This is a genomic window from Pseudomonas sp. AOB-7, assembly GCF_003696305.1.
GTDB lineage: Bacteria > Pseudomonadota > Gammaproteobacteria > Pseudomonadales > Pseudomonadaceae > Aquipseudomonas.
Genome location: NZ_RFFK01000001.1, coordinates 242,256 through 261,094, shown reverse-complemented (window position 1 = coordinate 261,094; position 18,839 = coordinate 242,256). Strand labels below are relative to the sequence as shown.

The 18,839-nt window shown below is 66.2% G+C and carries 21 protein-coding genes; 19 read left to right on the top strand and 2 right to left on the bottom strand.

Going from position 1 to position 18,839, the window contains the following annotated elements; translation table 11 throughout:
• Window positions 1-2: 2 nt before the first annotated feature.
• The 4 genes from EA796_RS01330 to murB are packed head-to-tail and all read left to right on the top strand — an operon-like array spanning window position 3 to window position 2,433.
• Window positions 3-188, top strand: a complete 186-nt coding sequence (locus EA796_RS01330; RefSeq protein WP_021444518.1) for a Trm112 family protein — start codon at window positions 3-5, stop codon at window positions 186-188.
• Window positions 189-953, top strand: coding sequence for a 3-deoxy-manno-octulosonate cytidylyltransferase (gene kdsB / locus EA796_RS01325; protein WP_021444519.1), 765 nt, complete (start codon window positions 189-191; stop codon window positions 951-953).
• Entirely contained in the window at window positions 953-1,417 is a 465-nt protein-coding gene (locus EA796_RS01320; protein ID WP_122107235.1) for a low molecular weight protein-tyrosine-phosphatase, read from the top strand. Before kdsB ends, EA796_RS01320 begins: the two co-directional genes overlap by 1 nt.
• A complete protein-coding gene (gene murB / locus EA796_RS01315; protein WP_122107234.1) occupies window positions 1,414-2,433 on the top strand; it encodes a UDP-N-acetylmuramate dehydrogenase in 1,020 nt (339 codons plus the stop codon). The genes EA796_RS01320 and murB overlap by 4 nt, the downstream gene beginning before the upstream one ends.
• A 211-nt stretch (window positions 2,434-2,644) precedes the next feature.
• Here the strand turns inward: murB and rne are convergent, their stop codons facing one another.
• Window positions 2,645-5,668 carry a ribonuclease E gene (gene rne / locus EA796_RS01310; protein ID WP_122107233.1) on the bottom strand — a complete coding sequence of 1,008 codons (3,024 nt, stop codon included), beginning with the start codon at window positions 5,666-5,668 and terminating at the stop codon, window positions 2,645-2,647.
• Window positions 5,669-6,247: 579 nt separating this feature from the next.
• Between rne and rluC the strand changes: the two genes are divergently transcribed.
• Genes rluC through sppA form a run of 3 tightly spaced genes read left to right on the top strand, consistent with a single transcriptional unit; the run spans window position 6,248 to window position 8,859 of the window.
• Complete coding sequence (gene rluC, locus EA796_RS01305; RefSeq protein WP_122107232.1) at window positions 6,248-7,201, top strand: 23S rRNA pseudouridine(955/2504/2580) synthase RluC; 954 nt, start codon at window positions 6,248-6,250, stop codon at window positions 7,199-7,201.
• Window positions 7,194-7,889 carry an HAD-IA family hydrolase gene (locus tag EA796_RS01300; protein ID WP_122107231.1) on the top strand — a complete coding sequence of 232 codons (696 nt, stop codon included), beginning with the start codon at window positions 7,194-7,196 and terminating at the stop codon, window positions 7,887-7,889. Before rluC ends, EA796_RS01300 begins: the two co-directional genes overlap by 8 nt.
• A complete protein-coding gene (gene sppA / locus EA796_RS01295) occupies window positions 7,879-8,859 on the top strand; it encodes a signal peptide peptidase SppA (RefSeq protein ID WP_021443198.1) in 981 nt (326 codons plus the stop codon). The genes EA796_RS01300 and sppA overlap by 11 nt, the downstream gene beginning before the upstream one ends.
• A gap of 51 nt (window positions 8,860-8,910) precedes the next feature.
• Here the strand turns inward: sppA and EA796_RS01290 are convergent, their stop codons facing one another.
• Window positions 8,911-9,489: a nucleoside triphosphate pyrophosphatase gene (locus EA796_RS01290; protein WP_122107230.1), complete on the bottom strand. Its 579-nt coding sequence runs from the start codon at window positions 9,487-9,489 to the stop codon at window positions 8,911-8,913.
• A 107-nt stretch (window positions 9,490-9,596) separates the two neighbouring features.
• Here EA796_RS01290 and EA796_RS01285 point away from each other — a divergent pair, with 107 nt between their 5' ends.
• The 12 genes from EA796_RS01285 (at window position 9,597) to EA796_RS01230 (ending at window position 18,804) form a co-directional block, all read left to right on the top strand.
• On the top strand, window positions 9,597-10,124 hold the full coding sequence (locus EA796_RS01285) for a YceD family protein (protein WP_122107229.1): 528 nt from the start codon (window positions 9,597-9,599) through the stop codon (window positions 10,122-10,124).
• A 13-nt stretch (window positions 10,125-10,137) separates the two neighbouring features.
• Window positions 10,138-10,320 carry a 50S ribosomal protein L32 gene (rpmF, locus tag EA796_RS01280; protein WP_003245185.1) on the top strand — a complete coding sequence of 61 codons (183 nt, stop codon included), beginning with the start codon at window positions 10,138-10,140 and terminating at the stop codon, window positions 10,318-10,320.
• Between the two features lie 3 nt (window positions 10,321-10,323).
• Window positions 10,324-11,334, top strand: a complete 1,011-nt coding sequence (gene plsX / locus EA796_RS01275; protein ID WP_122107228.1) for a phosphate acyltransferase PlsX — start codon at window positions 10,324-10,326, stop codon at window positions 11,332-11,334.
• A 93-nt stretch (window positions 11,335-11,427) separates the two neighbouring features.
• Window positions 11,428-12,366, top strand: a complete 939-nt coding sequence (gene fabD, locus EA796_RS01270; protein ID WP_122107227.1) for an ACP S-malonyltransferase — start codon at window positions 11,428-11,430, stop codon at window positions 12,364-12,366.
• 15 nt (window positions 12,367-12,381) lie between these two features.
• Entirely contained in the window at window positions 12,382-13,125 is a 744-nt protein-coding gene (fabG, locus tag EA796_RS01265; RefSeq protein WP_021445437.1) for a 3-oxoacyl-ACP reductase FabG, read from the top strand.
• 199 nt (window positions 13,126-13,324) lie between these two features.
• Window positions 13,325-13,561, top strand: coding sequence for an acyl carrier protein (gene acpP, locus EA796_RS01260; protein ID WP_003245177.1), 237 nt, complete (start codon window positions 13,325-13,327; stop codon window positions 13,559-13,561).
• Window positions 13,562-13,674: 113 nt separating this feature from the next.
• Complete coding sequence (gene fabF, locus EA796_RS01255; RefSeq protein ID WP_031303625.1) at window positions 13,675-14,919, top strand: beta-ketoacyl-ACP synthase II; 1,245 nt, start codon at window positions 13,675-13,677, stop codon at window positions 14,917-14,919.
• Window positions 14,919-15,734 (top strand): aminodeoxychorismate lyase, encoded by an 816-nt coding sequence (gene pabC, locus EA796_RS01250; RefSeq protein WP_122107226.1) that lies wholly within the window; start codon window positions 14,919-14,921, stop codon window positions 15,732-15,734. Before fabF ends, pabC begins: the two co-directional genes overlap by 1 nt.
• Window positions 15,735-15,737: 3 nt before the next feature.
• Window positions 15,738-16,790, top strand: a complete 1,053-nt coding sequence (gene mltG, locus EA796_RS01245; protein ID WP_122107225.1) for an endolytic transglycosylase MltG — start codon at window positions 15,738-15,740, stop codon at window positions 16,788-16,790.
• Window positions 16,791-16,799: 9 nt separating this feature from the next.
• Window positions 16,800-17,432 carry a dTMP kinase gene (tmk, locus tag EA796_RS01240; RefSeq protein ID WP_122107224.1) on the top strand — a complete coding sequence of 211 codons (633 nt, stop codon included), beginning with the start codon at window positions 16,800-16,802 and terminating at the stop codon, window positions 17,430-17,432.
• Window positions 17,425-18,411, top strand: a complete 987-nt coding sequence (locus tag EA796_RS01235) for a DNA polymerase III subunit delta' (RefSeq protein WP_122107223.1) — start codon at window positions 17,425-17,427, stop codon at window positions 18,409-18,411. The genes tmk and EA796_RS01235 overlap by 8 nt, the downstream gene beginning before the upstream one ends.
• 36 nt (window positions 18,412-18,447) lie before the next feature.
• Window positions 18,448-18,804: a PilZ domain-containing protein gene (locus tag EA796_RS01230; RefSeq protein ID WP_003245164.1), complete on the top strand. Its 357-nt coding sequence runs from the start codon at window positions 18,448-18,450 to the stop codon at window positions 18,802-18,804.
• Window positions 18,805-18,839: the final 35 nt, after the last annotated feature.

Here is an 18,839-nt window from a genome sequence, read left to right as displayed (position 1 = left end):
CCATGGACCCTAAACTGCTCGATATCCTCGCCTGCCCGATCTGCAAGGGCCCGCTGCAGCTCTCCGAAGACAAGACCGAACTGATCAGCAAGGGCGCCGGCGTGGCCTACCCGATTCGCGACGGCATCCCGGTGATGCTGGAAAGCGAGGCGCGCACCCTCAGCACCGACGAGCGCCTGGACAAGTAAATGAGCGCAGCCTTTACCGTCGTCATTCCCGCCCGTTACGCCTCCACCCGCCTGCCCGGCAAGCCGCTGCAGGACATCGCCGGCAAGCCCATGGTGCAGCACGTCTGGGAGCAGGCGAAGAAGAGTTCCGCCGCCCGTGTGGTGGTGGCCACCGACGATGCGCGCATCGTCGAGGCCTGCCAGGCCTTCGGCGCCGAGGTGCTGCTGACCCGCGAGGATCACAACTCCGGCACCGACCGCCTGGCCGAGGTCGCCAGCCAGCTCGGCCTGGCCGACGATGCCATAGTGGTCAACGTGCAGGGCGACGAGCCGCTGATCCCGCCGGCGATCATCGACCAGGTGGCGGCCAACCTGGCGGCCAATCCGCAGGCCGCTATCGCCACCCTGGCCGAGCCCATCGAGGACGTCCAGGCGTTGTTCAACCCCAATGTGGTCAAGGTGGTCGCCGACAAGAATGGCCTGGCCCTGACCTTCAGCCGCGCGCCGCTGGCCTGGGCGCGCGACGCCTTCGCCCAGAGTCGCGACGTACTGCCACAAGGCGTGCCCTATCGTCGTCATATCGGCATCTACGCCTACCGCGCCGGCTTCCTCCACGACTTCGTCGCCTGGGGCCCGTGCTGGCTGGAAGACACCGAGTGCCTGGAACAACTGCGCGCGCTGTACCACGGCGTACGCATCCATGTCGCCGATGCCCTCGAGGCGCCGGCCGCCGGCGTGGATACTGCCGAAGACCTGGAGCGGGTGCGCCGCCTGCTGGGGGCCTGATGAAAGTCCTGTTCGTCTGCCTGGGCAATATCTGCCGTTCGCCCACGGCCGAAGGCGTCTTGCGCCACAAGCTGCGCGCCGCCGGCCTGGAGGATCGGGTGCAGGTGGATTCCGCCGGTACCGGCGACTGGCATGTAGGCAAGGCGCCCGACAGTCGCACCCGCATCGCCGCGCAGCGCCGCGGCTATGACCTGTCGGCGCTGCGCGCGCGGCAGGTCGAGGCGGCCGATTTTCAGCGCTTCGACCTGATCCTGGCCATGGACCAGAGCAATCTGCGCAATCTGCAGGCGCTGCGTCCGGCAGGTGCCCAGGCGGATCTGGATCTCTATCTGCGTCGCTATGAGCTGGCCCTGGACGACGTGCCTGATCCTTATTACGGCGGCGAAGACGGCTTCGAGCAGGTGCTGGACCTGATCGAGCAGGCCAGCGAGGCATTGCTGACCGAGATCAGGGGGCGCCTGTGAGCCTGCATCTGCAGAGCGAGGTTTCGCTCAAGGCCTTCAACAGCTTCGGCGTCGAGGTAGGCGCCCGACTGTTTGCCCAAGCCCATAACGACGACGAAGTGCGCGAAGCGCTGCGTCTGGCTGAGTCACATGATCTGCCGCTGCTGGTGATCGGTGGCGGCAGCAACCTGCTGCTGACCCGCGATGTCGAGGCGCTGGTGCTGCGCATGGCCAGTCGCGGCATTCGCATCCTCGAAGACGATGGCGAACGGGTGCTGGTGGAGGCCGAAGCCGGCGAACCCTGGCATCCCTTCGTGCTGTGGAGCCTGGAACAGGGGCTTAACGGTCTGGAGAATCTCAGCCTGATCCCCGGCACCGTCGGCGCCGCGCCGATGCAGAACATCGGCGCCTATGGCGTCGAGCTCAAGGACCTGTTCGTCGGCCTTACCGCGCTGGATCGGCAGAGCGGCGAGCTGCGCGACTTCAACCTGGACGAATGCGCCTTCGCCTACCGCGACAGCCTGTTCAAGCGCGAGGCGGGGCGCTGGCTGATCCTGCGCGTGCGCTTGCAACTGAGCCGTGTGGCGGCACTGCGCCTGGACTATGGCCCGGTGCGCCAGCGCCTGGCCGCGATGGGCATCGAGGCGCCGACCGCCAGCGATGTGAGCCGGGCGATCTGCGCCATCCGCAGCGAGAAGCTGCCGGATCCGGCCGAGCTGGGCAATGCCGGCAGCTTCTTCAAGAACCCGCTGGTGTCGAACGCGGTCGCCGAGCGCATTCGCGCCGAGCATGCCGATCTGGTCGGCTATCCGGCGGGCGAGGGGCTGCTGAAGCTGGCCGCCGGCTGGCTGATCGAGCGGGCAGGGTGGAAGGGCTTTCGCGACGGCGATGCCGGGGTGCACCGCCTGCAGGCGCTGGTCCTGGTCAACTATGGCCAGGCCAGCGGCGAGCAACTGCTGGCCCTGGCGCGGCGTATCCAGGCGGATATTCAGGCACGCTTCGGCGTCGAGCTGGAAATCGAACCCAACGTGCTCTGAGCGCCAGGTTCGAGCGCATTCGCGGATACGACTGCATGGATGCAGGAGGTAGGGCGAAGCAGGATGCCAGAGCCGAAAGCCGCTCCCACAGGAACTGCACGGCTCTCGTAGGAGCGGCTTCAGCCGCGAACGTGCAAAGTCCAAGGCGCTTTTCGCTCAGACATAAAAAAGGGGATGCCTAGGCATCCCCTTTTTCATTGCGAGCCGAGCATCAAACCTGCGGCTTGACCTCTTCCTTCTCGCTTTCCACTTCGCTCTCGGCGTTCGGCTGTTCGTCGGTCGCTTCGCTCGGCTCGACCACTACCTGCTCGCTGGCAACCGGGGCGCTTTCGACGCTTTGCTCGGTCGCAACGGCCGGCTGAGCTTCGACCGGAGCGGCCTCGGCTTCGGCAACAACGGCGTGCGCTGTCGGAGCGGCGGCTGCTGCTTCGGCGGCTTCGCGGGCCAGGCGCTCGGCTTCGCGCTGACGACGGCGCACTTCGCGCGGATCGTTCGGCGCGCGACCGCCGCTGCTGAGCGGAGCCGCGGCAACCGGCTCTTGCGCCGCTGCAACCGGAGCTTCTGGCACGGCTGCCGGGGCTTCTTCCTGCACGGCGGCTGGCGCGGCCGCTGGTTCGGCTACCGGTGCTTCGACGACCTGGGCTTCGGCAGCCGGAGCAGCCTCGACCACGACTTCGGCGACCTGCTCGGCTACCACCGCAGGCTCACTCGGTTCGGCGGCGACAGCGACCTCTACCGGCGCGGTGGGTTCTTCGCTGGCTACTTGCGCGGCGGGCGCTGCAACCGGCTCGACGGCCTGCACTTCGACCGCGGGCTGTTCGTCGCCGCTGGCGGCCACTACCGCGGCTGCCGTGGCGGCGGCTGCGGCGACCTGGGCGCTCTGCGCGTCGCCTTCAGCGGTTTCTTCGGCGCCTTCGATCAGGTTGCCGTCGGCATCGCGCTGACGCTCGCGGCGATTGCTGCGACGACGCTGGCCGCGCGAACGGCGACGCGGACGCTCGCCCTCGTTGCTGTCCTGCTCGTCGTCCTGCAGTTGTTCCTCGTTCGGCAGGGCTTCGTCTTGCAGGGCTTCGTCCTGCAGGGCCTCGGCCTGTTCGGCGCGCGGCTGACGCTCCTCGCGCGGCGGACGTTGACGCTCCTGACGCTCGGCGCGCGGCGGGCGCTCGGCACGCGGCTCTTCGCTGCGGGCTTCTACGGCATTGCCGTCGAGCGGCTCGCGCAGTTCGCGCACGCGTTCCTCGCGCGGGGCACGCTCTTCGCGCGGTTTGCGCTCGCGGCGGTTTTCCTGGCCTTCGCGCGGGGCGCGTTCTTCACGTGGAGCACGCTCCTCGCGCGGTTGGCGCTCTTCGCGCGGCTCGCGGGCCTGGCGTTCTTCACGCGGGGCGCGTTCTTCGCGCGGCTTGCGCTCTTCGTCGCGACGACCGCCGCGATTGCGGCTCTGCTGACGACCGTTGCGGCGCTCTTCGCGCGGCGGACGCTCGCTGCTCTTCTTCTCCACCACGGCCGGCTTGGCTTCTTCTTCCTTGCCGGCGAACAGGCTGACCAGCGACTTGACCAGGCCCTTGAACAGGCTCGGCTCCGGCGCGGGGGCCGGGGCCAGCGGTGCGGCGGCCGGCTCGGCGGCAGCCGGTGCGCTGCTGCGCGGGGCGGCCTTGATCGCGGCTTCCTGGCGTACCAGGGTGCGAGTGGCGGCAGCCGGCTGGGCTTCTTCGCTCTCGGCGGTGGCGGTGATTTCGTAGCTGGACTGGCCGCTCAGGGCCTCCGGGCTGTCGTCACGCAGGCGCTGCACTTCGAAGTGCGGGGTTTCCAGGTGATCGTTGGGCAGGATCACGATGCGCGCGCGGGTGCGCAGTTCGATCTTGGTGATCGAGTTGCGCTTCTCGTTGAGCAGGAAGGCCGCGACCGGGATCGGCACCTGGGCGCGGACTTCGGCGGTGCGATCCTTCAGCGCTTCTTCTTCGATCAGGCGCAGGATGGCCAGCGACAGCGATTCGACGTCGCGGATGATGCCTTGACCGTTGCAGCGCGGGCAGACGATGCCGCTGGTCTCGCCCAGGGACGGACGCAGGCGCTGGCGGGACATTTCCAGCAGGCCGAAGCGCGAGATGCGGCCGACCTGAACGCGGGCGCGGTCGGCTTCCAGGGCTTCGCGCACCTTCTCCTCGACGGCGCGCTGGTTCTTCGCCGGGGTCATGTCGATGAAGTCGATGACGATCAGGCCGCCGATGTCGCGCAGGCGCAGCTGGCGGGCGATTTCCTCGGCCGCTTCCAGGTTGGTCTGCAGCGCGGTCTCCTCGATGTCGCTGCCCTTGGTGGCGCGCGCCGAGTTGATGTCGATGGAGACCAGGGCTTCGGTCGGGTCGATGACGATGGAGCCACCGGACGGCAGCTTCACTTCACGCTGGAAGGCGGTCTCGATCTGGCTTTCGATCTGGAAGCGGTTGAACAGCGGCACGCTGTCTTCGTACAGCTTGATCTTGCTTGCGTACTGCGGCATCACCTGCTGGATGAAGGAGAGCGCTTCTTCCTGGGCTTCGACGCTGTCGACCAGCACTTCGCCGATGTCCTGGCGCAGGTAGTCGCGGATGGCGCGGATGATGACGTTGGATTCCTGGTAGATCAGGAACGGGGCGGGGCGGCTGGTGGAGGCTTCCTTGATGGCGCTCCACAGCTGCAGCAGGTAGTCGAGGTCCCACTGCATTTCTTCGCTGGAGCGGCCCAGGCCGGCGGTGCGCACGATCAGGCCCATGTCGGCCGGGGCGTTGAGGCCGTTCAGCGCTTCGCGCAGTTCGTTGCGCTCTTCGCCTTCGATGCGGCGGCTGATGCCACCGGCACGCGGGTTGTTCGGCATCAGCACCAGGTAACGACCGGCCAGGCTGATGAAGGTGGTCAGGGCCGCACCCTTGTTGCCGCGTTCTTCCTTCTCGACCTGGACTATGACTTCCTGGCCTTCCTTGAGCACGTCCTTGATATTGACGCGGCCGCCTTCGGGGGCCTTGGAGAAGTATTCGCGGGAGATTTCTTTGAGGGGGAGGAAGCCGTGGCGTTCGGAACCGAAATCGACGAAGGCGGCTTCAAGGCTGGGTTCGACGCGGGTGATGCGGCCTTTATAGATGTTGGCCTTCTTCTGTTCGCGGGCGCCGGACTCGATGTCCAGGTCGTAGAGTTTTTGGCCGTCTACCAGGGCAACACGCAACTCTTCGGGCTGAGTCGCGTTAATAAGCATTCTTTTCATGTGGTACCAATGGGTTCCGGGGCTGCCGGAAGCCACGTCAGGCACACACGACTCTCAGGGTCGGTGTCAGGCGCGTCAGAAACGGTCGTAAATCGTTCCACTGTCTAGCGACGGCCAGCCACTATCGGGCTGCGGTCGCGACGGACGTCTCCTGCTTGCTGTGGTGACAGAAGCACTCAGTCAGGAGGAGGAATCAACTGGCGGTAGCGGACGAGATGAGGCGTCTTTGATCAAGCGATGTGCTACGCAGTCCGACAGTTGTACATCTCCACCCTACACGTATCGCTGAAAATCGGGTGCCGCGCGCGGATTCCGCAGCGGTTGTCAGTTACCGCGACCGCCCGACCGGGCGAATCGCGCATCATACTCAAGGCTTTATTTCCGAACTCTTCGCGGCCTTTTGCGGCCATTCTAAGCCGAAGAATCCGTCGGACGGCCTCACGTCCTCAATGGGTTGCGCGGGCAGGGGATGGCAAGTTTGGCGATCATCCGCAAGCCAGGCCGCTTTTGGCGGCGTTCGCGACTATAGCAGCAATGATTAAGTGCTTCAATTCCATAAAAAATTGTTATGATTGCGCGATGACTACTCCCGCCTCTCCAACCTCCGGCGTTCAGCTGATCGAGGTTGCACCGGAACTCGCCGGCCAACGCATCGACAATTTCCTCCGGACACAGCTCAAGGGCGTGCCCAAGACCCTGATCTATCGCATCTTGCGCAAAGGCGAGGTGCGGGTGAACAAGGGCCGGATCAAGCCCGAGTACAAACTGCAGGCCGGCGACATCGTGCGCGTGCCGCCGCTGCGCCTGGCCGAGCGTGACGAGCCCGAGCCGCTGGCGCAGGGCCTGCTCGAGCGCCTGGAGGCGGCCATCGTCTACGAGGACAAGGCGCTGATCGTGCTGAACAAGCCGGCCGGCATCGCCGTGCATGGTGGTAGCGGTCTCAACTACGGCGTGATCGAGGCGTTCCGCCAGTTGCGTCCCGAGGCCAAGGATCTGGAGCTGGTACATCGCCTGGATCGCGACACCTCCGGCCTTTTGATGATCGCCAAGAAGCGCAGCATGTTGCGCCACCTGCACGAGGCGCTGCGCGGCGACGGCGTCGACAAGCGCTATATGGCGCTGGTGCGCGGCCATTGGGCGACCGCCAAGAAGCAGGTCAATGCGCCGCTGCAGAAGAGCAACCTGCGTTCCGGCGAGCGCATGGTCGAGGTCGACGGAGAGGGCAAGGAGGCGCTGACGCTGTTCCGCGTGCTGCGCCGCTTCGGCGAGTTCGCCACCCTGGTCGAGGCCAAGCCGGTGACCGGCCGTACCCACCAGATTCGCGTGCATGCCAAGCATGCCGGGCACTGCATCGCCGGTGACTCCAAGTACGGCGACGACGAGTTCACCCGCGAGATTCGCGAGCTGGGTGGCAAGCGCCTGTTCCTGCACGCCTATGCGCTGACCGTGCCGCTGCCCGAGGGCGGCGAGTTGCGCCTGGAGGCGCCGGTGGACGAAATGTGGGCGCGGACCCTGGAGCGTCTGAGTGCCTGACTATCGGCTGCTGATCTTCGATTGGGACGGCACCCTGGTGGATTCCATCGGGCGCATCGTCGAGGCCATGCATCGCGCCGCCGATGTCGGCGGCGTGCCGCGCCGCAGCGACGTCGAAGTGCGCGGCATCATCGGTCTGGAACTGGGGCGGGCGATCGAGACGCTCTATCCGGAACTCCGCGATCCGGCTTGCATCGAAGCCTTTCGCCGCTGCTACAGCGAGCAGTACCTGGCGCTGGAAACCGAGCCTTCGCCGCTGTTCGATGGCGTGAGCGAGTCGCTCGAAGCCTTTCGTGAGCAGGGGTATAGATTGGCGGTGGCCACCGGCAAGGGGCGCCATGGCCTGCAGCGGGTGCTGGCGGACAAGGGCTGGCTGGATTACTTCGACGTCACCCGCTGCGCCGACGAGACCGCGAGCAAGCCCGACCCGCGCATGCTGCATGAGATTCTGCGACATTGTCGGATGGAGCCGGCGCAGGCGCTGATGGTGGGCGACTCCACCTTCGATCTGCTGATGGCGCGCAATGTCGGGATGGATGCGGTGGCGGTCGGTTTCGGGGCTCAACCATTGTCGGTGCTGCGCGAATGTGCGCCGCGGCTGGCGATCAACCAATTCAATGAGCTGCGCACCTGGCTGGATGGTCAGGCGGCGAAGCGCTCGATAGAGGTGAATGAATATGTCGGATGAGTGGAAGTCATCGGCGTCGCCCGAGGCCGAGGATGCCAAGAGCTGGAAATTGCTGGAGAAGGCTCTGCTGTCCAGCGTGCAGGAGCAGCGTCGCTCGCGGCGCTGGGGCATCTTCTTCAAGTTGCTGACCTTCGTTTACCTGTTCGTGGCACTGGCCTTGTTCGTGCCGATGCTGGATCTGAAGAAGGCCTCGACGGCCGGGGCGCATACCGCGCTGATCGAGATCCGTGGGATGATCGCCGATCAGGAAGCGGCCAGTGCCGACAAGGTGGTCGGCAGTCTGCGTGCTGCCTTCGAGGACGCCAACACCAAGGGCGTGATCCTGCGCATCAATAGCCCGGGCGGCAGTCCGGTGCAGTCCGGCTACATCTATGACGAGATCCGCCGCCTGCGCGGCGAATACCCGCAGACCAAAGTCTATGCGGTGATCAGCGACCTGGGGGCGTCCGGCGCCTACTACATCGCCAGTGCGGCGGATGAAATCTACGCCGACAAGGCCAGTCTGGTCGGCTCCATCGGCGTCACGGCGGCGGGGTTCGGTTTTGTCGGGGTGATGGAGAAGCTGGGCGTGGATCGTCGGGTCTACACCTCGGGCGAGCACAAGGCCTTCCTCGATCCCTTCCAGCCGCCGAAGGAAGAGGAAACCCAGTTCTGGAAGAGCGTGCTGGAAACCACTCATCGCCAGTTCATCGACAGCGTCAAGCAGGGGCGTGGCGAGCGACTCAAGGCCGAGGAGAATCCCGAGTTGTTCTCCGGGCTGGTGTGGTCGGGCGAGCAGGCGTTGCAGTTGGGGCTGATCGACGCCCTGGGCAGTGCCAGCTATGTGGCGCGCGAGGTGGTGGGGGCGAAGGAGATCGTCGATTTCACCGTGCGCGACACGCCGTTCGATCGCTTCGCCAAACGCCTGGGCACCAGCGTGGCCGATCGTATCGCGCTGTGGATGGGCTTTCAGGGGCCGACGCTGCGCTGATTTCTCTGTCGTGTGCGAAAAGGCCTGCTTGTCAGGCCTTTTTCGTGGCTGTCAGGGAATCTCGATGCCCTCGTTGAGCAGCATGTCGACCAGGCGAATCAGTGGCAGGCCGATCAGGCTGGTGGCGTCTTCGCCTTCGGTGCTGCGAAACAGGCTGATGCCCAGGCCCTCGGACTTGAAGCTGCCGGCGCAGTCGAAGGGTTGCTCGCGTTGCAGGTAGCGCAGGATCTGCGCCTCGTCGAGCTGGCGAAAGTGCACGGTGAAGGGCACGCAGTCCACCTGGCAGCGGCCGCTGGCGCTGTCGAGCAGGGCCAGGCCGGTGAGAAAGGTGACGCTGCTGCCGCTGGCGGCGCGCAGTTGCGCCTGGGCGCGCTCCAGGTCGTGCGGTTTGCCGAGAATCTGGCCATCGTCCAGCGCGGCGACCTGATCCGAGCCGATGATCAGGTGATTCGGGTGGCTGGCGGCCAGGACGCGGGCCTTCTCCTCGGCCAGGCGTTTGACCAGCTCTGTGGCGGTCTCGTCGGGGCGGTGCCTCTCGTCGATACTCGGCGACTGCCAGCTGAAGGGCAGTTGCAGGCGGGCGAGCAGTTCGCGGCGATAGGGCGAGCTGGAGGCGAGTAGCAGCGGCATATGAGGCTCCTATATATTAAGGAGGCCATTCTAAAGAGCCGCCAGGTGCCGCGACAGGCCGAATTTCCTTTGACAGGGGCAGGGTGCATCCCTAGAATGCTGCGCCTATGTTGAATGGGTCGATTCCACCTCACGTTGATCCGCGCAAGCTCGCCGACCGCGAAGTTACCCTAGAAGGGCAACTCGAACTGGCCAGCCTGCCGCGTCTCTGCGACCCGCTTGCCGGTACGGCCGGCGTGGTGCAGGCGAAGTTTCACTTCGCGCGTGACGAGCAGAAAACTGTGGTCATCCGCAGCGAGCTCGAGGTTGAGGTCAAAATGGTCTGCCAGCGTTGTCTGGAGCTGGTCGCGCTACCCATCCGCAGCGAATGTGAATACGCAGTGGTTCGGGTTGGAGCGAACACTCAGTCCTTGCCGAAGGGCTACGACGTGCTGGAAGTGGGCGAAGAGCCGCTTGAAATGCTGGGCCTGGTCGAAGATGAATTGCTCCTCGCCCTGCCCATCGTTCCTGCTCACGCCCCAGGTGATTGCCAGCAGCCGGACGGTCTCGACGAGATCGAACCGGGCGAGGACGAGGTATCGCGGTCCAACCCGTTCAGTGTATTGGCGCAGTTAAAGCGTGACCCAAACGTTTAGGAGTTAATCAGTTATGGCTGTTCAGCAGAACAAAAAATCCCGTTCCGCCCGCGACATGCGTCGTTCGCACGACGCCCTCGAGGCCAGCACCCTGTCCGTAGAGAAGAGCACCGGTGAAGTTCACCTGCGCCACCACGTTTCTCCGGAAGGCGTGTACCGCGGTCGCAAGGTGATCGACAAGGGCGCCGACGAGTAATCCTTGTCTGCCTCGATCATCGCGATTGATGCAATGGGTGGGGACTTCGGTCCCCACTGCATTGTTCCGGCCTGCATTGCCGCGCTGGCCGAATTCCCCTCGCTGCACCTGACCCTCGTCGGTCAAGCCCCCCTTATCGAAGAACAGCTCGCCCGCCAGTCCGGCGTCGATCGCGCACGTCTGCAGGTTCATCACGCCGGCGAAGTGATCGCCATGGACGAGCGTCCGGCGCAGGCTCTGCGTGGTAAGCCCGATGCCTCGATGCGCGTGGCGCTGGAGCTGGTGCGTCAGCGCCAGGCCCATGCCTGCGTCAGTGCCGGCAATACCGGGGCGCTGATGGCGCTGTCGCGCTATGTGCTCAAGACCCTGCCGGGCATCGACCGGCCGGCCATGGTCAGCCCGGTGCCCACCGAGCGCGGTCACTGCTACCTGCTGGATCTGGGGGCCAACGTCGACTGCAGTGCCGAACACCTCTACCAGTTCGCCATCATGGGTGCGGTGGCGGCCGAGACCCTGGGCGTCATCCGGCCGCGAGTGGCGCTGCTCAACGTCGGCACCGAGGACATCAAGGGCAACCAGCAGGTCAAGCTGGCGGCCAGCCTCCTGCAGCAGGCGCGCGGGCTGAACTTCGTCGGCTATATCGAGGGCGACGGCCTGTACCGCGGCGAGGCCGATGTGGTGGTGTGCGACGGTTTCGTCGGCAATATCCTGCTCAAGTCCAGTGAAGGCCTGGCGCAACTGATCGCCGGGCGGGTCGAGGCGTTGTTCCGCCAGGGCCTGTTCGCCCAGGCCGTGGGGGCGTTGGCCATGCCGTTGCTGCGCCGCCTGAAGGCCGACCTGGCGCCGGCGCAGCACAATGGCGCGAGCTTTCTCGGTCTGCAGGGCATCGTGGTCAAGAGCCATGGCGCAGCGGGGCAGGAGGGTTTCCAGAGCGCAATTCGCTGCGCGCTGCGCGAGGTGCAGGAGAATCTGCCGCAGCGCCTGCACGGTCGTCTCGAGGATCTGTTGCTGTAGGATGTGACCACGGCCGACGGCCTGTCATCCAACTGTCAGTTCGCTGCGCCAGGCTTGCCCTGGCGCTGGTTTTCCGACTCAAGGGACTTATCCATGTCTGCATCCCTCGCATTCGTCTTCCCCGGTCAGGGCTCGCAAGCCCTGGCCATGCTCGCCGAGCACGGTGCCCAGCAGCAGCTGGTGATCGATACCTTCGGCGAAGCCTCCGAAGCGCTCGGCTACGACCTCTGGGCGCTGACCCAGCAGGGCCCGGAAGAGCAACTGAACCAGACCGACAAGACCCAGCCGGCCATCCTCACCGCCTCCATCGCCCTGTGGCGTCTGTGGCAGGCCGAGGGCGGCGCGCAGCCGGCGTTCGTCGCCGGCCACAGCCTGGGCGAGTATTCCGCGCTGGTCGCCGCCGGCAGCCTGGGCTTCGCCGATGCGGTGAAGCTGGTGGAGCGCCGCGGCCAACTGATGCAGCAGGCCGTGCCGGCCGGGCAGGGCGGCATGGCCGCGATCCTCGGCCTGGACGATGCCGACGTGCTGGCCGCCTGCGCCGAAGCGGCGCAGGGCGATGTGGTTAGCGCGGTGAACTTCAACGCACCGGGCCAGGTGGTGATCGCCGGCAGCGCGGCTGCCGTCGAGCGTGCCATCGAGGCGTGCAAGGCGCGTGGTGCCAAGCGCGCCATGGCGCTACCGGTCAGCGTGCCGTCGCACTGTGCGCTGATGAAGCCGGCTGCCGAGCGTTTCGCCGAGTCGGTCGAGGCCATCGCCTGGCAGGCACCGCAGATTCCGCTGGTGCAGAACGTCAGCGCCGCCGTGGTGTCCGACCTGGCCGCCCTCAAGGCCGACCTGTTGGCGCAGCTGTACAGCCCGGTGCGCTGGGTCGAGTCGATGGTGCGTCTGTCCGAGCAGGGCGTCACCGACCTGGTCGAGTGCGGTCCCGGCAAGGTGCTGGGCGGCCTCAACAAGCGCTGCGTCAAGGGCATCAACACCCACAACCTGGATACCCCGGATGCCTTTGCCGCCGCCCGTGCGGCTCTGGCCTGAGCAAGGAGAACGAACATGAGTCTGCAAGGTAAGGTCGCGCTGGTCACCGGCGCCAGCCGCGGTATCGGCCAGGCGATTGCCCTGGAGCTGGGCCGTCAGGGCGCCATCGTCATCGGCACCGCCACCAGCGCCTCGGGCGCCGAGCGCATCGCCGAAACCCTCAAGGCCAACGGCGTCGAAGGCGCCGGCCTGGTGCTCGACGTGAGCAACGATGAGTCGGTCGCCAGCACCCTGGAACACATCCAGCAACATCTTGGTCAGCCGTTGATCCTGGTCAACAACGCCGGCATCACCCGTGACAACCTGATGCTGCGGATGAAGGACGACGAGTGGTACGACGTGATCAACACCAACCTCAACAGCCTGTATCGCCTATCCAAGGCGGTGCTGCGCGGGATGACCAAGGCGCGTTTCGGCCGCATCATCAACATTGGCTCCGTCGTCGGCGCCATGGGCAATGCCGGGCAGGTCAACTACGCCGCGGCCAAGGCCGGCCTGGAAGGTTTCAGCCGTGCCCTGGCGCGTGAAGTGGGCTCGCGGGCGATCACCGTCAACTCGGTGGCCCCCGGTTTCATCGACACCGACATGACCCGCGAACTGCCGGAAGCCCAGCGCGACGCGCTGCTGACCCAGATTCCGCTGGGCCGTCTGGGCCAGGCCGAGGAGATCGCCAAGGTGGTGGCCTTCCTCGCCTCCGATGGCGCAGCCTACGTCACTGGGGCTACTATCCCCGTGAACGGCGGAATGTATATGAGCTGAATGTGACGAGCGCCTTCAGAAAACTGTCATAGTGGCTGTCTAAAATCCGTTATAAAGCTGCAACAGGTTTATAGACAGATCGTTGAAGTGTTCCTGGGGGCTCCCCGGCATTCAGCTTGAAATGCTAAAAACCCTTTCTATACACTTGGCCGCTACCAGCTAGCTGCCTGGATTTGTCCAATAGGAGTGAAAACAAGGTATGAGCACCATCGAAGAACGCGTCAAGAAAATCGTTGCCGAGCAACTGGGCGTGAAGGAAGAGGAAGTCACCAACAGCGCTTCCTTCGTCGAAGACCTGGGTGCCGACTCCCTTGACACCGTCGAGCTGGTGATGGCTCTCGAAGAGGAATTCGAGACCGAGATCCCGGACGAGCAAGCTGAGAAGATCACCACCGTTCAGGAAGCCATCGACTACGTGACCGCGCACGCGCAATAAGTCACCGTCGCTTCCCGACACGGAAAAGCCGCACTGCCCTCATCAGGCGTGCGGTTTTTCTTTACGTGCAAGGCGCATTCCGGCGCTATCAGGCAGAACAAGAGGAGATTGCTGTGTCGCGTAGACGCGTCGTGGTTACCGGTATGGGCATGTTGTCGCCGCTGGGTAACGATGTGCCGAGCAGCTGGCAGGGCATTTTGGCCGGGCGCAGTGGCATCGGCCTGATCGAGCACATGGACCTGTCCGCCTACTCCACCCGTTTCGGTGGGTCGGTCAAGGGTTTCAACGTCGAGGAGTACCTCTCCGCCAAGGAGGCGCGCAAGCTCGACCTGTTCATTCAGTACGGCCTCGCCGCCAGCTTCCAGGCGATGCGCGATGCCGGTCTGGAAGTCACCGACGCCAACCGTGAGCGCATCGGCGTGGTCATGGGCTCCGGCATCGGCGGCCTGACCAATATCGAGAACAACTGCAGGTCGCTACACGAGCAGGGGCCGCGGCGCATTTCGCCGTTCTTCGTGCCCGGCTCGATCATCAACATGATTTCCGGCTTCCTGTCGATCCACCTGGGTCTGCAGGGCCCCAACTACGCCATCGCCACGGCATGCACCACCGGCACCCACTGCATCGGCATGGCCGCACGCAACATCGCCTATGGCGAGGCCGACGTGATGGTCGCCGGCGGCGCCGAGATGGCCGCCTGCGGCCTGGGCATGGGCGGCTTCGGCGCGGCCCGGGCGCTGTCCACTCGCAACGACGAGCCGACCAAGGCCAGCCGGCCGTGGGACAAGGGCCGCGACGGTTTCGTACTGTCCGACGGCGCCGGCGCCCTGGTGCTGGAAGAGCTGGAACACGCCAAGGCGCGTGGCGCCACCATCTACGCCGAGCTGATCGGCTTCGGCATGAGCGGCGACGCCTTCCACATGACCTCGCCGCCCGAGGATGGCGCCGGTGCCGCGCGTTGCATGGCCGCCGCCCTGCGCGATGCCGGCATCAACGCCGACCAGGTGCAGTACATCAACGCGCACGGCACTTCGACTCCGGCCGGCGACATCGCCGAAGCCGCGGCGGTGAAGAGCGTGTTCGGCGAGCACGCCTATAAGCTGTCCGTCAGCTCGACCAAGTCGATGACCGGCCACCTGCTCGGCGCGGCCGGTGCGGTGGAGGCGATCTTCAGCGTGCTGGCGATCCGCGACCAGGTGGCGCCGCCGACCATCAACCTGGACGAGCCGGACGAAGGCTGCGACCTGGACTTCGTCGCGCACCAGGCCAAGGCCATGCCGATCGAGGTGGCGCTGTCCAACTCCTTCGGTTTCGGCGGCACCAACGGTTCGCTGCTGTTCCGTCGGTACCACGGCTGATGCCGGGCTGGGTCAACGGCGCGCCCGGCGAACAGTTGTCGGTGCGTGACCGTGGCCTGGCTTACGGCGATGGTCTGTTCGAGACCATCGCCGTGCGTGGCGGGCGCATCCCGTTGCTGGCGCGGCACCTGGCGCGCCTGGCCGAGGGCTGTCGGCGCCTGGCCATTCCCCTCGACCTCGCGCTGATGGACAGCGAGCTGCAGGCCTTCGCCGGGCAGCTCGGCGAGGGCGTGGCCAAGCTGATCGTTACCCGCGGCGAGGGTCAGCGTGGCTATGCGCCACCGCAGCCCTGTCAGCCGCTGCGTATCCTGCAGGCCGCGCCGCTGCCGCAGTATCCCGCCGCGCATGCCGAGCAGGGCGTGCGCCTGTTTCCCTGCGTCACCCGTCTGGCCGAGCAGCCGCTGCTGGCCGGGCTCAAGCACCTCAATCGCCTGGAACAGGTGTTGGCTCGCGCCGAATGGCAGGATGCCGAGCACGCCGAAGGCTTGATGTGCGATGCCAGCGGGCGGGTAATCGAAGGGGTCTACAGCAACCTGTTTCTGCTGCGCGGCGGTGCTCTGCTGACCGCCGACCTGTCGCGCTGCGGCGTCGCCGGGGTGATGCGCGCCGAATTGCTGGAGCAGGCGAGGGCGCTCGGGGTGCCGGTGGAAGTACGCGACATCGGCCATGACGAACTGCTGGCGGCGGACGAAGTCTTTCTCTGCAACAGCCTCTACGGCGTCTGGCCGGTACGGGCCCTGCAGGCGCAGCACTGGCCGGTCGGGCCGCTCACCCGTAAACTGCAGACCATCGTCCGCGACTTACTGGATATCTGATTAGTGCTACGCAAGATCTTGGTGCTGCTCGAGTGCGGCGTGCTGCTGGCTGCGCTGCTGGTGGTCGGGGCCGCCTGGCAACAGCAGAAGGCGCTGGAGCAGCCCCTGCAACTGAGCGAGGAAATGCTGCTGGAGGTGCCGTCCGGCGCCACTCCCAGTGGCCTGCTCAATCGTCTGCAAAGCGAGGGCGTGATCGACGACGCCTTCTGGCTGCGCCTGTACTGGCGTTTCAACCTGCGCGCTCCGGCCCTGCACAGCGGCGAATATCGCCTGCAGCCCGGGCAGAGCGCCAAGGACATGCTCGGCCTGTGGCAGCGCGGCGAAGTGATGCAGTACAGCCTGACTCTGGTCGAGGGCTGGAACTTCCGCCAGGTGCGCACCGCCCTGGCGCGCCAGGAGCGCCTCGAGCAACGCCTGGCCGAGCTTAGCGACGCCGAGCTGATGGCGCGCCTGGGGCTGGCCGGGCAGAACCCGGAAGGACGCTTCTTTCCCGATACCTACCGCTACGTGCGCGGCATGAGCGACGAGGACCTGCTCAAGCAGGCCAATGCCCGTCTCGAGGCGGTGCTGGCCGAGGAGTGGGACAAGCGCGCCGAGGGCCTGCCCTATCGCGAGCCCTACGACGCGCTGATCATGGCCTCGCTGATCGAGAAGGAAACCGGCGTGCCGGAAGAGCGCGGCGAGATCGCCGGCGTCTTCGTCCGCCGCCTGCGTATCGGCATGCGCCTGCAGACCGACCCGACCGTGATCTACGGCATGGGCGAGCGCTACAACGGCCGCATCACCCGTGCCGACCTGCGCACGCCGACGCCCTACAACACCTACACCATCGACGGCATGCCGCCGACGCCGATTGCCATGGTCGGCCGCGAAGCCATCCATGCCGCGCTCAATCCGCTCGATGGCAAGTCGCTGTACTTCGTGGCCAAGGGCGACGGCAGCCACGTGTTCTCCAATACCCTGGCCGAGCACAACCGCGCGGTGCGCGAGTACCAGCTCAAGCGCCGTGCCGACTATCGCTCCAGCCCCGCACCGCGCGCGGCCGACACTCAATAAGGGCAACCCGTGACCGGTCTGTTTATCACCCTGGAAGGCCCGGAAGGCGCCGGCAAGAGCACCAACCGCGACTACCTCGCCGAGCGCCTGCGCGAGCGCGGCGTCGACGTGCTGCTGACCCGCGAGCCGGGCGGCACGCCGCTGGCCGAGCGCATCCGCGAACTGCTGCTGGCGCCCAGCGACGAGCCCATGGCCAGCGATACCGAGCTGCTGCTGGTGTTCGCCGCGCGCGCCCAGCACCTGCAGCAGGTCATCCGCCCGGCGCTGGCACGCGGTGCCGTGGTGCTGTGCGACCGTTTCACCGATGCCACCTACGCCTACCAGGGCGGCGGCCGCGGCTTGTCCGGCGAGCGCATCGCCCTGCTGGAGAACTTCGTCCAGGGCGAGCTGCGCCCCGATCTGACCCTGATCTTCGACCTGCCGGTGGAGGTGGGCCTGGCCCGCGCCGCCGCCCGTGGCCGGCTGGATCGTTTCGAGCAGGAAGGCCGCGGCTTCTTCGAGGCGGTGCGCCAGGCCTATCTGCAGCGCGCGGCGCAGGCCCCACAGCGCTACCGCGTGCTGGATGCCGGACAGACCCTGGCCCAGGTGCAGGCCGATCTCGACGCCCTGCTGCCGAGCCTGCTGGAGACCTGCCGTGGCTGACGCCTATCCCTGGCAGCAAAGCCTCTGGCAGCACCTCGCCGGCCGCAGCCAGCATGCCCACGCCTACCTGCTGCACGGCCCCGCCGGGATCGGCAAGCGCGCCCTGGCCGAACGCCTGGTGGCGCGACTGCTGTGCCAGAGCCCGAACGGCCTGGACGCCTGCGGCCAGTGCAAGTCTTGCCACCTGCTGGCGGCCGGCACCCACCCGGACAACTACGTGCTGGAGCCGGAAGAGGCGGACAAGCCGATCAAGGTCGATCAGGTGCGCGAGCTGGTCGACTTCGTGGTGCAGACCGCCCAGCTCGGCGGGCGCAAGGTGGTGCTGCTGGAACCGGCCGAAGCGATGAACCTCAACGCCGCCAATGCCCTGCTGAAAAGCCTGGAGGAGCCCTCCGGCGCCACCGTGCTGCTGCTGATCAGCCACCAGCCCAGCCGTCTGTTGCCGACCATCAAGAGCCGCTGCGTACAGCAGGCTTGCCCGCTGCCCAGCGAGGCGCTGAGCCTGGCCTGGCTGGCCCAGGCGCTGCCCGGGTCGAGCGAGGAGGAGCGCGCGGAGCTGCTGACCCTGGCCGCCGGTTCGCCGCTGGCGGCGCTGCGTCTGCAGGGGCAGGGCGTGCGCGAACAGCGCGCGCAGGCGGTGGAAGGGGTGAAGAAGCTGCTCAAGCAGCAGATCGCCCCCAGCCAGCTGGCGGAAAGCTGGAATGCGCTGCCGCTGAACCTGCTGTTCGACTGGTTCTGCGACTGGGCGCAGCTGATGCTGCGCTACCAGCTGACCCGCGACGAGGCCGGCCTGGGCCAGGCCGACATGCGCAAGGTGGTGCAATACCTGGCCGAGAAAACCCCCCAGGCCAAGGTGCTGGCGATCCAGGAATGGCTGCTGGCGCAGCGGCAGAAGGTGATCGGCAAGGCCAACCTCAACCGTGTCTTGCTTCTCGAAGCCCTACTGGTGCAGTGGGCAAGCTTGCCCGGACCGGGCTAGAATCGGGCATTACGCAATAGACGCCAGGAATACCTGATGAGCTTGCCACCCAATCTGGGCCCCCGTAACGGCATTTTGTCCCTGACCATCAAGGACAAGTCCGTGCTCTACGCGGCCTACATGCCCTTCATCAAGAACGGCGGACTCTTCATCCCCACCAACAAGAGCTACAAGCTCGGCGACGAAGTGTTCATGCTGCTCAACCTGATGGACGAGCCGGAGAAGATTCCGGTGGCCGGCAAGGTGGTGTGGATCACCCCCAAGGGCGCCCAGGGCAACCGCGCCGCCGGCGTCGGCGTGCAGTTCAACGATGGCGACAACACCGCCCGCAACAAGATCGAGACCTATCTGGCCGGCGCGCTGAAGTCTGATCGTCCGACCCATACCATGTAACGGCAGCCGCAGCATGGGCTGAGCGCAGCGCACCC

Bases quoted from the DNA above. Each gene is read 5' to 3' on its own strand.
- EA796_RS01230 (WP_003245164.1), top strand. From the start codon at position 18,448: ATGAGCTTGCCACCCAATCTGGGCCCCCGTAACGGCATTTTGTCCCTG.
- kdsB (WP_021444519.1), top strand. From the start codon at position 189: ATGAGCGCAGCCTTTACCGTCGTCATTCCCGCCCGTTACGCCTCCACC.
- EA796_RS01285 (WP_122107229.1), top strand. From the start codon at position 9,597: ATGTTGAATGGGTCGATTCCACCTCACGTTGATCCGCGCAAGCTCGCC.
- fabD (WP_122107227.1), top strand. From the start codon at position 11,428: ATGTCTGCATCCCTCGCATTCGTCTTCCCCGGTCAGGGCTCGCAAGCC.
- EA796_RS01290 (WP_122107230.1), bottom strand. From the start codon at position 9,489: ATGCCGCTGCTACTCGCCTCCAGCTCGCCCTATCGCCGCGAACTGCTC.
- rne (WP_122107233.1), bottom strand. From the start codon at position 5,668: ATGAAAAGAATGCTTATTAACGCGACTCAGCCCGAAGAGTTGCGTGTT.
- sppA (WP_021443198.1), top strand. From the start codon at position 7,879: ATGTCGGATGAGTGGAAGTCATCGGCGTCGCCCGAGGCCGAGGATGCC.
- fabG (WP_021445437.1), top strand. From the start codon at position 12,382: ATGAGTCTGCAAGGTAAGGTCGCGCTGGTCACCGGCGCCAGCCGCGGT.
- rpmF (WP_003245185.1), top strand. From the start codon at position 10,138: ATGGCTGTTCAGCAGAACAAAAAATCCCGTTCCGCCCGCGACATGCGT.
- pabC (WP_122107226.1), top strand. From the start codon at position 14,919: ATGCCGGGCTGGGTCAACGGCGCGCCCGGCGAACAGTTGTCGGTGCGT.
- rluC (WP_122107232.1), top strand. From the start codon at position 6,248: ATGACTACTCCCGCCTCTCCAACCTCCGGCGTTCAGCTGATCGAGGTT.
- EA796_RS01320 (WP_122107235.1), top strand. From the start codon at position 953: ATGAAAGTCCTGTTCGTCTGCCTGGGCAATATCTGCCGTTCGCCCACG.
- EA796_RS01330 (WP_021444518.1), top strand. From the start codon at position 3: ATGGACCCTAAACTGCTCGATATCCTCGCCTGCCCGATCTGCAAGGGC.
- acpP (WP_003245177.1), top strand. From the start codon at position 13,325: ATGAGCACCATCGAAGAACGCGTCAAGAAAATCGTTGCCGAGCAACTG.